This is a genomic window from Delftia lacustris (assembly GCF_040267515.1).
In the GTDB taxonomy this organism is placed as follows: domain Bacteria; phylum Pseudomonadota; class Gammaproteobacteria; order Burkholderiales; family Burkholderiaceae_C; genus Comamonas; species Comamonas tsuruhatensis.
On record NZ_CP141274.1, the window covers coordinates 5,715,002 to 5,726,928 of the forward strand.

At 66.5% G+C, this 11,927-nt stretch carries 9 protein-coding genes; 2 read left to right on the forward strand and 7 right to left on the reverse strand.

All coding sequences use genetic code 11. The annotated features are described in order from the left end of the window. Window position 1: 1 nt before the first annotated feature. The gene (locus tag U6958_RS27660; protein WP_074923078.1) at window positions 2–2,194 is read right to left on the reverse strand and encodes a formate dehydrogenase subunit gamma; all 2,193 of its coding nucleotides are present in this window, start codon (window positions 2,192–2,194) and stop codon (window positions 2–4) included. Between the two features lie 299 nt (window positions 2,195–2,493). Between U6958_RS27660 and U6958_RS27665 the strand changes: the two genes are divergently transcribed. After that, on the forward strand, window positions 2,494–2,937 hold the full coding sequence (locus tag U6958_RS27665) for a MarR family winged helix-turn-helix transcriptional regulator (protein WP_016449026.1): 444 nt from the start codon (window positions 2,494–2,496) through the stop codon (window positions 2,935–2,937). Window positions 2,938–2,998: 61 nt separating this feature from the next. On the opposite strand, the gene U6958_RS27670 is transcribed toward U6958_RS27665, so the two are convergent. From U6958_RS27670 to U6958_RS27695, 6 genes are all read right to left on the reverse strand, one after another. Further along, complete coding sequence (locus tag U6958_RS27670) at window positions 2,999–3,433, reverse strand: hypothetical protein (RefSeq protein WP_074923077.1); 435 nt, start codon at window positions 3,431–3,433, stop codon at window positions 2,999–3,001. A gap of 5 nt (window positions 3,434–3,438) precedes the next feature. After that, complete coding sequence (locus tag U6958_RS27675) at window positions 3,439–4,071, reverse strand: peptidoglycan recognition family protein (RefSeq protein WP_043790601.1); 633 nt, start codon at window positions 4,069–4,071, stop codon at window positions 3,439–3,441. Window positions 4,072–4,316: 245 nt separating this feature from the next. Beyond that, the gene (locus tag U6958_RS27680; protein ID WP_026062635.1) at window positions 4,317–5,633 is read right to left on the reverse strand and encodes an MFS transporter; all 1,317 of its coding nucleotides are present in this window, start codon (window positions 5,631–5,633) and stop codon (window positions 4,317–4,319) included. Between the two features lie 353 nt (window positions 5,634–5,986). Next, a complete protein-coding gene (locus U6958_RS27685; RefSeq protein WP_074923076.1) occupies window positions 5,987–8,995 on the reverse strand; it encodes a cytochrome c in 3,009 nt (1,002 codons plus the stop codon). Further along, on the reverse strand, window positions 8,992–9,549 hold the full coding sequence (locus U6958_RS27690) for a (2Fe-2S)-binding protein (RefSeq protein ID WP_047474625.1): 558 nt from the start codon (window positions 9,547–9,549) through the stop codon (window positions 8,992–8,994). Before U6958_RS27690 ends, U6958_RS27685 begins: the two co-directional genes overlap by 4 nt. A 108-nt stretch (window positions 9,550–9,657) precedes the next feature. After that, window positions 9,658–10,815 (reverse strand): FAD-dependent monooxygenase, encoded by a 1,158-nt coding sequence (locus U6958_RS27695; RefSeq protein ID WP_016449030.1) that lies wholly within the window; start codon window positions 10,813–10,815, stop codon window positions 9,658–9,660. 323 nt (window positions 10,816–11,138) lie between these two features. Between U6958_RS27695 and U6958_RS27700 the strand changes: the two genes are divergently transcribed. Further along, window positions 11,139–11,927: an Asp/Glu racemase gene (locus U6958_RS27700; protein ID WP_043824574.1), complete on the forward strand. Its 789-nt coding sequence runs from the start codon at window positions 11,139–11,141 to the stop codon at window positions 11,925–11,927.

The window sequence follows — 11,927 nt, forward strand, 5'->3', positions numbered from 1 at the left end:
GTCAGGCAGCCGTTGCGGCCGTGGTGGACTCGATGCCGAAGTCCTGGGGGTAGTGGTTCAGCGCCGAGCGCACGGGATACGGCGTCATCCCGCCCATGGCGCACATGGAGCCGTGCTGCATGGTGTCGCACAGGTTCTCCAGCAGGGCCACCTGGCTGGCGTGGGCGGCAGGGTCGCCGCCGGCACGCACGATGCGGTCGATGACCTCCACGCCGCGCGTGGAGCCGATGCGGCAGGGCGTGCACTTGCCGCAGGACTCGATGGCGCAGAACTCCATGGCGTAGCGCGCCAGCTGCGCCATGTCGGCCGTGTCGTCATGCACGACGATGCCGCCGTGCCCCACCACGTTGCCCTTGGCGGCATAGGCCTCGTAGTCCAGCGGCGCATCCCAGTCGGCCGGCGCCACATAGCTGCCCAGCGGGCCGCCTACCTGTACGGCCTTGATGGCGCGGCCGGTGGCCGTGCCGCCGCCGAAGTCTTCCACCAGCTCGCGCAGGCTCAGGCCGAAGGCCTTTTCCACCAGGCCGCCGCGCGCAATGTTGCCGGCCAGCTGGAACGGCAGGGTGCCGCGCGAGCGGCCCATGCCGAAGCCCTGGTAGAAGGCCGCGCCGCGCGCCAGGATCAGCGGCACCGTGGCCAGCGTGATCACGTTGTTGATCACCGTGGGCCGGCCCCACAGCCCCGCTATGGCCGGCAGCGGCGGCTTGGCGCGCACAATGCCGCGCCGCCCCTCGATGCTCTCCAGCATGGCCGTTTCCTCGCCGCAGACATAGCTGCCCGCGCCCTTGCGCACCTCCATGTGGAAGGCCCGCCCGCTGCCGGCCACGTTGCGGCCCAGCCAGCCTGCGGCCTCGGCGCGCGCAATGGCTTCGCGCAGGGTGGCGATGGCATGCGGATACTCGCTGCGCACATAGACCAGGCCCTGCGTCGCGCCCACGGCCAGGCCAGCGATGGCCATGCCTTCGATCAGCGTGTAGGGATCGCCCTCCATCAGCAGCCGGTCGGCGAAGGTGCCCGAGTCGCCCTCGTCGGCGTTGCAGGCAATGTACTTTTGCGGCCCCGCTGCGGCGGCCACGGTCTTCCACTTGATGCCGGCCGGAAACGCCGCACCGCCACGGCCGCGCAGGCCCGAATCCAGCACCTCCTGCACGATGGCCGCGGGCTCCATGCGCGCCGCGCGCTCCAGCCCCTGCCAGCCGCCATGGGCTGCGTAGTCGGACAGGTCCAGCGGGTCGATGACGCCCACGCGCGCAAAGGTCAGGCGCTCCTGGCGCGCCAGGTAGGCAATGGCCTCGGTCAGTCCATGGCACAGCGCATGGCTGCCGCCCTGCAGCATTCCGGCATCGATCAGGCCCGGCACCGCATCGGCCGTGACCGGGCCGTAGGCCACGCGGCCTTCGGGCGTCTCGACCTCCACCAGGGTTTCCAGCCACAGCAGGCCGCGCGAGCCGTTGCGCACGATCTGCACCTGAAGGCCGCGCGCCGCGCACTCGCGCTGCAGGGCACCGGCCACGGCGTCAGCGCCCACGGCCAGCGCGGCGGCATCGCGGGGCACATAGACGCGCACGCCGGGGCCTGCCCCTGCTCCTGCCTCTGCCCCTGCCCCTGCATGCGCAGGCTGGGCCACCGGCTCGCCGGCCTGCTCCGGCTGGCGGCATTGCGCGATGAGTGCATCCAGGCCGTTGGCCGTGACATGCGCATGGGGCTGACCATCGAGCATCACGGCAGGCGATGACGCGCACAGGCCCAGGCAGTAGACCGGCTCCAGCGTGACGGCGCCATCGGCACTGGTTCCATGCCCATGCCCGTGCCCACTCGATCCGCAGCCCAGCGCCTGGCCTGCGTGGGCCAGCAGCGCGTCCGCACCGCGCGACTGGCAGGCCTCGGCGCGGCAGACCTGCAGCACATGGCGGCCCGCTGGCGTGCTGCGGAAATGGGGGTAGTAGGAGATGACGCCATGCACCTCGGCACGCGAGAGGTTCAGCGCATCGGCGATGCGCGGCACGGCGGCTTCGGGGATATGGCCCAGCATGTCCTGCACGGCGTGCAGCAACTCGATCAGGGGGCCGGGGCGCAGGGCGTGGACGGCAATGGCGTGCTCGACGGCCTCGCGCTCATGGGCGCCGAGTGCGCTGCCGGCAACAGCGGCATTGAGGACGGCAATGGGAATGATCTTCCCTTGTGTGGCTGGCATGGGTGTCCCTGCTGGCTTTCGTTGTGGGGAGCGGCGCGGTCCGGTCCGCTGGCGCTTTGTCTCTGATGCCCATTTCAAGCCTTGCCGGGCAAGCCGTCAAATTCAAACGGATGATTGCGCCATTCAATCGGCAAATGAGCCGCCGGGCAGTGCTGCGCCTGCTGCCCGGGCCTTGCGGATGCCGCAGCCAGCGCGGGTTTGCGCCACTTGGCAAATGCGCCCGGCTTGTCGCAAATCACACGGTATTTGGTGTGAATTTTGATAAGCTCACGCGCACCATGAACCACCCGCCATCAGCCATGACGCCACAGGATGGCTATCATTTTTCAGACCAGATCGGCCACCTGCTGCGGCGTGTCTATCAGCGCCACACTGCACTCTTCCAGCAATACATTCCCGACTCGCAGCTCACCGCTGCGCAATTCGTGGTGCTGTGCTCCGTGCGCGACAACAGCGGCAGCTCGCTGGCCGACATCGTCAAGGCCACCGTGATCGACCAGGCCACCATCCGCGGCGTGGTGGACCGGCTCAAGCAGCGCGAACTGGTGCAGGTGGACCATGACCGCATCGACCGCCGCAAGGTCGTCATCAACCTCACCGAGGCCGGCCAGGACCTGGTGCGCGACATGGAGCCCTTCGCCAAGCAGATCACCGAAAGCACCTACGGCAAGCTCAATCCGGCCGAGCGCCTGGCGCTGGATTTTTTGCTCAAGAAGATGCTGGAAGGTGGCGAGGCGGATTGAAGAGCCCCTGTTTTCATGAGGATGGCTGCCAGGCGATCTCAAAGGGCTTGGGCCCTCGCCGTCAAAGCCCCATCAACCCAGGCAGTGCCTTTGCGCACGACCTGTAGCAAAGAAAAAACAGATTCTCACGCCCATCTTCCGGATAGAGATACCCGGCGCCTGCTGCATTGATGCTCCACCCATAGACCACGCCATTGCGCCGCAGCTTCCCACTGAAGGCGCAAGGCAGAATGATCGATTCATAGTGGAAGGTGGAGAAGGAAACCTCGGTTGCCGTGGAGAAATAACGGATGACATCCTTGGGCCGCAGCGTAATTTTCTCGCAGCCCATTGTTTGCCCTTCTCCAATGGATCGCTGAATTCCACCGATCAGCGTCACAGAATTCTTCTGCCTTGATGCAGCACCGAAAGAGACGATCAACATGAGAAGCCCCAGAGCAACAATGAGCACTCTGATTGATTTCATTTTCATCCGTCGGCTATTTTTCAAGAACATATGAATCAGGCTCCACTGAATATATAGCGCAGCAACTGGCTTCCTTCTGCGGGCTGCTTTCTTGCAATGGCTCCGTGGGCGTAGACATCGCTCAGAATCCTCAACCCATAGATACCCACCAGCAGGCGTACCAGCCATTGCGTCTGGTACAACTGCGCCTGTGTCGGCACTTCGTAGTCCTGGGTATGGCGCTGAAACATGCCTACCACCTCAATCCCAAGCGACTCTGCATTGACAGGATACCTCAAAGGGTAGGGCTTTTGCTTTTCATGCTCCGAGACCTTCCTCACTCTTTGCCCGAATCCCATCCCCTTTTGATGCAGCAGGGCATTGATATTCTCAAAATCGGCAGTTTCGCAATTGCTTTCGTTGAGGCAGCGAACCTGCAATATTCCCACATGCCAGCAAACTCTCTTCAGATTGGCTGTCTGATGGATTTTTCCATCTTTCCCCACCAGAAAATGGGCTCCCGTCTTCTGGCCGGCCTTGTAGCTGTTCAACACACTGGCTGCCGTTGGTGAATTCGTCCTGTGAAGCACAATGGAATTCACCTTCAGCAAATCGCCATGCTGTATGGAAGGAAATATTTTCACCTCGACATTTCTATCGACAAGAAGTCCGTTCTCAATAACTTTCATGCATCCCTCCGAGTTTTCTGGCCCATGGCAAGGTCTCCAGCAATTCAAGCCGAATGACAGACAAGCATGGGATTTACAGAGCGGGCTTGGCGATTTTGACGTGATTGCCGGCCTCGATCCGGCTCATACCATAGAGGATAGAAACAGCCGCGTCTCTAGGAATGATCTGAATCTGGATTGGAATATTTGCCATGAAAAAAGGCCTGCTTGCGCAGGCCTTTTCCATTCGAAGTTCTTTCTCGGCGTCAATCCAGCGCCCGGTTGCGCGATTCCACATCCACGGCCCAGATCGACAGGGCGCCGCCCACCAGCATGGCGGACAGCACGGCCAGGGCCAGGGTGAAGTGGGTGGCCATGATGGGCGCAATGATGGCCGGGGCGAACAGGCCGCCGAAGCGCGCCACGGCGCCGGCCATGCCCATGCCGCTGGCACGCAGGTCGGTGGGGTAGACCTCGGGGGTGAACGCATACAGCGCGCCCCAGGTGCCCAGCAGCGAGAAGCTCATCAGCAGGGTGGAGCCGATGACCACGAAGGGCGACGAGCCCAGGCTGTAGAACATGCAGCCGACGGCGCTGAGCAGCAAAAAGCCGATCAGCGTGGGCTTGCGGCCCCAGCGCTCCACGCCATAGGCCGACAGCGCAAAGCCGGGCAGTTGCACCAGGGCCAGCACCACCAGGAAGACCTGGCCGCGCATGAAGGCGAAGCCCTCGCTGCTGAGCTTGACGGGCAGGTAGACGAAGACACCGTAGTAGGCGATGGAGATCAGCGCCCAGGCCAGGAACAGCGAGAGGCTGCGGCGGCGCAGGCCGCCGTTGAACAGCGCGAGGATGGACTTGCGCTCCTGCTTTTCAGGCTGCAGGGCGGGGATGTCCGCCGTGGTGCCGTTGACCTTGGCCACCCGCTGCAGCACCTTGCGCGCTTCCTCGGACTTGCCGTTGCGGTTGAGGAACATGGGCGACTCGGGGATGTAGAAGCGCAGCACCACGCCGATCAGCGCCGGCAGTCCGGTCACGAAGAAGATCACGCGCCAGGCATCGTCACCCCAGGACACGGCCACCAGCGCCAGGATGGCCAGGAAGATGGTGCCCACGGCCCAGAACGATTCCAGCAGCACCAGCCAGCGGCCGCGGCGGTCGCTGGGCAGGAACTCGGCCATCATGGTGTAGTCCACGGGCAGCGTGCCGCCCACGCCGATGCCGGTGATGAAGCGCAGCACCAGCAGCCAGGCGAACTCGGGCGCAAAGGCCGAGGCCACGCCCGCAAAGGCATCGATCACCACGGCCATCATCAGCACCGGGCGGCGCCCGATGCGGTCGGCCAGGCGGCCGAAGACGAAGGCACCGATCAGCATGCCGATGAAGAAGAAGGTGCCGGTCTGCAGCGCCTCGGGCACGGTCTTGCCGAAGGTCTTGGCAATGGACGGCGCGCTGAAGCCGATGGACAGCACCTGCATGGCGTCGGCCAGCCAGACCAGCCCGAAGATGACGAACAGCCGATATTGGAACTTGCCGACACCCGCTGTCTGGATGCCTTTTTCCACCGAAATGTATGTAGATGACATGCAGGGACTCCTTTTCTAGCCATCGCAATTGTTGAATCTGTCTTTTCCCAGGCAAGGCCGTTCAGCTTGTGTTGCCGTCTCCTGCCGTGCCTTCCACCCTTCACACATCCGGAGCGAACCGCTCCCTCGGCGCCATCTCCATGGCCCGATGAAAAAATTCAGGATGTCGGTCTCTGCATCCGGGCGATGGGCGCATTGCGGACAGGCTGCACATCGACAGCGCCGTCCGTTGTTGCCCATCACCCGTCCCCAGCATCAGATGTCAGGACCCAGGCCCTGGAGAGATTCCAGGGCAAGGTGTCCATATCCGCGGCATCGCCCATGCCGCCGCCCATTGCTGCCCATTGCCGCCCTCAGTGCGCATGCGCCTGTGCCTGCATGCGCAGCCGGTTAATCGTCTTCGTGTCGTCTGGCCAAGCTTTTTCCTCCGGTGCAAATCGTTCGCGCAAATATCCGAGCAGGTCCGCGATCTGCCTGTCGTCCAGGCTGTCCCCGAAGCCGGGCATGTAGCCCAGCGCATCGTCGGCCGGCGCCTGTATGCCGTTCAGGATCACCTGGACCAGGTTGTCGGGGCTGGCCGCGTGCAGGTTGGTGTTCAGGGCCAGCTGCGGCTTGACGCCGAACAATGTGGGACCGCTGCCCGCCTCATGGCAGACCGCGCAGGCGTTCTGGTAGATGCGCTCGCCATTGGCGTGGCGGTCCAGGACCCTGGCAGGTGGGGCCGCAGGCGCCGCCGCCTGCACGGCGGCCGGCGCCGGTGCCGGCATGGCCGGGGCGGCCTGGGCGGCCTGTGGTGCCTGTGGGACCTGGCCCGGCAACTCCATCAGATAGGTGGCCATGGCGCGCACATCGGCTTCGGGCAACTGGGCCAGGCCGTGGATGACGGGCGCCATGGGGCCGGCCGCCACGCCGTGGCGGGCCGAGAAGCCGGTGCGCAGGTACTGGTATAGCTCTTCGCGGCTCCAGGGCAGCTTGCCCCCGGCCAGTTGATTGAGCGCGGGCGCCGTCCAGCCTTCGGCCTCGCCGCCGCCCAGGTAGTGGATGCCGGTCTTTTCCGCACCCAGCGCATTGCGCGGCGAGTGGCAGGCCGCGCAGTGGCCCGCGCCTTCGACCAGGTAGGCGCCCCGGTTCCATTCGGCGCTGCGCGCGGGGTCGGCCTTGAAGGGCGTGGCGTCGTGGAACAGCAGGTTCCAGCCCGCCATGGCCGGGCGCAGGTTGTAGGGGAAGGCCAGCTGCGTCTCGGGCGCCTTGGCCTTCACGGCAGGCTGGGACATCAGGTAGCCGTAGAGGGCCTGCAGGTCGCCATCGCTGAGCTTGGCGAAGGCCGTATACGGGAAGGCCGGGTACAGCTGCCTGCCATCCTGGTGGATGCCGTGGCGCATGGCGCGCTCGAAGGCCGCGTAGGACCAGCGGCCGATGCCGGTTTCGTTGTCGGGCGTGATGTTGGTGGAGTAGATGGTGCCGAACGGCGTCTCCAGCCCGAAGCCGCCGGCATTGGCCGCGCCGCCCGGGGCGGTGTGGCAGACCACGCAGTCGCCCGCAGCCGCCACCAGGCGGCCGCGCTCCAGGGCCTGCGGCGAGTACAGGGACACATCGGGCCCGTCGGTCAGCGGCAGGGCCGGCTTCAGTGGCCAGGCCATGGCCGCCATGCCGGCAAGGCCTGCGGCGCCTGCGGCCAGCCAGCCCCAGCCACGGCCGGTCCGCGCCGCACCGGGCCTGCCGGCACCCTCGCCCGCCAGGGCCAGGCGCAGCTGCTCGGGCTGGAAGGGCACTTCGCGCAGGCGCACGCCTGTCGCATGGTGAATGGCGTTGGCAATGGCGGCGGCGGCGGGCAGCGTGGCCACGCCATCCAGCGCCAGATTGCCCTGGCGGACGACCGCGACATCGCCAGGCGCACGCTGCGCCAGGCCGGAGCCGGGCTTGGCGATCACATCGAAAGAAGCAGCGGAAGCTGTGGACCCTGCCCAGTCGTCAAAAGCGGGGGCCGCGCCCAGCAGCCGGCGCGCGTCGGCCAGCAGTTGCGGGTCCTGCTGGACGATCTCGGGCCGCGTGCTGGCGGCCTGCGCCGCCTGCATGCTGCGGCTGTCATGGCCGGCCACGACGCGGGTCACTTCGATCTCGCCCGTTTGCGGGTGCACGGCCACCTCGGCCACCCAGGCGCTCCAGGCATGGAGGTCGGCGCCCTGCGCATCCAGGGTCTGCAGCTGGGCGGTGGCAAAGCCCCGGCCCAGCAGGCGGCCGTCGGCCCCCTGGTGGGATGGCGCCTGCTGCGATGCCTGCGCACGCTCGGCCACCTGCCGGGCCAGATCGCGCACCGGGCCTTCGGGCAGGTGCTGCAGCCGCCATTGCAGCGGGTCACGGCCCTGGTCCAGCGCCTGCTCATGCCAGTGGCTTTCGCGTGCAAAGACCTGGGCGGCATTCAGATCATCGACGCCGGCATGCCGCAGGCTGGCGGCCAGCCTGCGCTCTTGCACTTCGCCGGCATCGAGCACGGTGGCCAGGGCTGCGGCGCGCGCCAGCTCGGGCTGGCTCAGCAGGCGCGCCATGCTGGGGCGCACGGCCCAGGGCGTGTCGGACAGCAGCAGGTCTGGCTGCGGCGATGCATTGCCCGGCTGAGGCTGCACCACCGTGTCGGCCTCAAGCCCTTGCGAAGGCCGCGCATCCACGCGCAGCACCAGCTCCCGGCTGTCTGCGCTGCCCGCAGCAGTCCAGGCCTCGCAGGCCACGCTGACGGGCCGGCCCACGGCCTGGGACAGCAGGGCCGCATCGGCCGCTGCGTCCATGAGATCCAGCACATGCGGGGTGCCGGCCGCCGTGGCCGGCAGGCTGAACAGCCGCAGCGCGGACTCGGGGCATTGCAGCAATGCGGCCAGTTCTCGGCCGATCATCTGCCGCACATCCGCGTCGCAGGGCGGCAGCCAGACGCTGGCATGGCCGTCCAGGCACCACACGGCTGCGCGTGCGGCACCCTCGCAAGACGCGGGCGCCGCCATGCGCCAGACATAGCGGCCGGCATCGGGCAGGTCGGCCTTGCCAGCCTTGTCGGCTCTGTCGGCTCTGTCGGCTCTGTCGGCAGCACGGGGCGCGCTGGCGGCCCTGGCTTCCTGCCGGTCATCCCAGGCAGGGGCCAGGCTGGCAGCGGCCTGCCGGGCATGGACAGGCGCCACGGCCACCACGCCCAGAAAATGCCCGCGCTGCACCGCGGCCACCACGCCAGCCATGGCCTGGGCGTCCTGCAGCCGTGCATGCAGGGGCACGCTGCCCCGGTAGCGCAGACCGTCCCAGGCCGCGACGGGCGGGCGCAGCGCCAGGCCGTGCAGCAGGTCGGAAGGCAGGGCGGGTGTGTTGCCGGCCGGGCTCATGGCTGGACCTCGCCCGCGCTGGAAGATGGAAAACCGGAGGGTGCCTGCAGCGCGGCGCGTTGCGCCCGCAGCTGCACGGCGCGCAGGGCGGCCTGCATGATTTCCACATGCGTGCCGCAGCGGCACAGGTTGTGGTGCAGCTCGTTGCGCAGCTCCTGCTCGGTGGGATTGGGGTTGCGGCGCAGCAGGGCCTCCACGGTCATGATCATGCCGTTGAGGCAGTAGCCGCACTGGGCCGCCTGGCAGTCGATGAAGGCCTGCTGCGTGGGGCCGGGGCACTGGCGCGAGCCCAGGCCTTCCAGCGTGGTGACCTCGCGGCCCACGGCCGCCCGCACGGGGATCACGCAGGAACGCGCGGCCACGCCATCGATCAGCACCGTGCAGGCGCCGCATTCGCCCAGGCCGCAGCCGTACTTGGGCCCGTTCAGCTCCAGGTCATTGCGCAGCACATGCAGCAGCGCCGTCCCGGGCGCTGCCGGCACCTCGCATGCGCGTGCATTGACCTGCAGGCGGATGGGGTGGGGGGTACTGCTTGGATGGACTGGGGTTCCCATGGGACGAGGCTCTTGCAACTTGGCTGCGGTTCAGGATGTCGGCGTTCTGCGGCCGGACAGGAGTGGGGGGATTCCCTCCCCTCCCCTCGTCCGGCAAGGCAGCGAGTATCAGGCCGCTGCCTTGACCTTGGGCTCGACCAGGGGCACGTTGAACACGTCGTAGCCGAAGCACCAGGACGGATCTTCGTTGGTGCGCAGCCAGGTGTTGTCGTGCGAGATGCGCTGCACCTTGCTGGCGCGCTCGGCACGGTTGGCTTCGTACAGGGCGAAGGCCAGCTCATGGTTGTGCGCGCCGACTTCCTTGAGGCAGCGCGCCAGCATGGCGCCGTCCTCGATGGCCATGGCGGCGCCCTGGGCCATGTGGGGCTTCATGGGGTGGCAGGCATCGCCCAGCAGCACCAGGCGGCCACGGCTCCACAGCGGCAGCGGATCGCGCTCGAGCAGCGACCACTTGGTCACTTCCACGGTGGCGTCGATCAGTGCCTGCACGGTGGGATGCCAGCCCGAGAAGGCCTCGCGCATCTCTTCCTTGCTGCTGGGCAGCCAGCGGTCGTTGAGGTCCCACTTCTCGACGGGCACGCCGGTCACGTAGTACAGCTCGTCGGCCTTGCCGGTGACGAAGTAGGTCATCATGTGGCGGTCATCGCTCCACCACTTCACGCAGGCGTCGAAGGGCAGCATGCCGGCCTTGACCTCGGGCGTGGGGAACACGGCGCGGTGGGCCAGGTAGCCCGCGTACTTGGGCAGCTCGGGGCCCAGCAGTTCCTCGCGGATGCGGGAGTTCACGCCATCGGCGCCGATGACGATGTCCGCCTCCTCGGTCGTGCCGTCGGCAAAGTGCATGACGACCACATTGCCGCGGTCCTCCACCTTGGTCAGGAACTTGCCGTAGGCCATCACGCTGTCGGGCAGGGCCTCGACCAGCAGCGCATGGAAGTCGCCACGGTGCACGGTCAGGTAGCTGGCGCCGTATTCCTTGACGGCGTAGTCGCCCAGCGGGATCTGGGCCAGCACGTCGCCCGTCTGCCAGTGGCGGCTGTACCAGTAGTCGGGATGCGAGCCCTGCTCGTTGAGCGCGTCCTCGATGCCGATGCGGCGCAGGATCTTCATCACATTGGGCCCGACGTGGATGCCGGCTCCCAGGCGCGAGAAGCTGGGCGCCTGCTCATAGACGCGGACATTGAAGCCTTCCTGGAGCAGCAGCTTGGCAGCTGCAGCCCCGCCGAGACCGGCGCCGACAACGGCGATTCGAGGGGATTGAGACACAGTTTTCTCCTTGCAGGAATGTTGAAAGCCAGACGGGGCAACCGTTGCTTCGGCGCGTCCTTGCAGGGTGTAGAGCAGGAAGCGTGCCAGGCAACAAAACACTTAATTCAGGTGTATGCGCTTGAATTTTTCAAATCGACGCATGCACCATAGGGCGGCAGAATAAATTGAAGTTCGCCATTTTTGGTGCAATTTCTGCACCAAATAAGTACAAACCCCGAGAAAATTCTCATTTGCAAGGCGGCACGTCTTTTGCAAGAATAAAGCGTACACACTCAGTTGATTCTGATCAGAAACCCTCGAAACTTCGCAAAGGCAAGTCCATGACCAAAACGTTCCGCATCGGCCAGATCGTCCCCAGCTCCAACACCACCATGGAGACCGAGGTGCCGGCCATGCTGCAGGCCCACTCCACGCTGCGCCCGCAGGACCGCTTCACCTTCCACTCCAGCCGCATGCGCATGAAGAAGGTCCAGAAGGAGGAACTGGCCGCCATGGACGCCGAAAGCGACCGCTGCGCGCTGGAGCTGAGCGACGCGCGCGTGGACGTGCTGGGCTATGCCTGCCTGGTGGCCATCATGGCCATGGGCAAGGGCTACCACCGCGTCTCGCAGCAGCGCCTGACCGAGCGCACGGCCAGCAATGGCGCCACCGCCCCGGTGATCACCAGCGCCGGCGCGCTGGTGGAAGCGCTCAAGGTCATGGGCGCCAAGAAGATCGCTCTGGTGGCGCCCTACATGATTCCGCTGACCCAGCTGGTCATGGACTACGTGGCCGCCGAAGGCTTCGAGATCGTGGACTGGCGCGCGCTGGAGATCCCCGACAACCTGGACGTGGGCCGCCACGACCCCGCCAAGCTGCCCGGCATCGTGGCCGGCATGAACTACGCCGACGCCGACGTGATCGTGCTGTCGGCCTGCGTGCAGATGCCCTCGCTGCCGGCCGTGGCCCAGGTCGAGGCCCAGACCGGCAAGCCCGTGCTGACCGCCTCCATCGCCACCACCTATGCCATCCTCAAGGAACTGGGGCTGGACCCCGTGGTGCCGGGCGCGGGTGCGCTGCTGTCGGGCGCCTACCCCTACGACACCGGCAACAGCGCAGCCAAGGCCTGA

Coding starts and splice junctions, on each gene's coding strand:
- U6958_RS27680 (WP_026062635.1), bottom strand. CDS start 5,633: ATGTCATCTACATACATTTCGGTGGAAAAAGGCATCCAGACAGCGGGT.
- U6958_RS27665 (WP_016449026.1), top strand. CDS start 2,494: ATGACGCCACAGGATGGCTATCATTTTTCAGACCAGATCGGCCACCTG.
- U6958_RS27660 (WP_074923078.1), bottom strand. CDS start 2,194: ATGCCAGCCACACAAGGGAAGATCATTCCCATTGCCGTCCTCAATGCC.
- U6958_RS27690 (WP_047474625.1), bottom strand. CDS start 9,549: ATGGGAACCCCAGTCCATCCAAGCAGTACCCCCCACCCCATCCGCCTG.
- U6958_RS27675 (WP_043790601.1), bottom strand. CDS start 4,071: ATGAAAGTTATTGAGAACGGACTTCTTGTCGATAGAAATGTCGAGGTG.
- U6958_RS27670 (WP_074923077.1), bottom strand. CDS start 3,433: ATGTTCTTGAAAAATAGCCGACGGATGAAAATGAAATCAATCAGAGTG.
- U6958_RS27685 (WP_074923076.1), bottom strand. CDS start 8,995: ATGAGCCCGGCCGGCAACACACCCGCCCTGCCTTCCGACCTGCTGCAC.
- U6958_RS27700 (WP_043824574.1), top strand. CDS start 11,139: ATGACCAAAACGTTCCGCATCGGCCAGATCGTCCCCAGCTCCAACACC.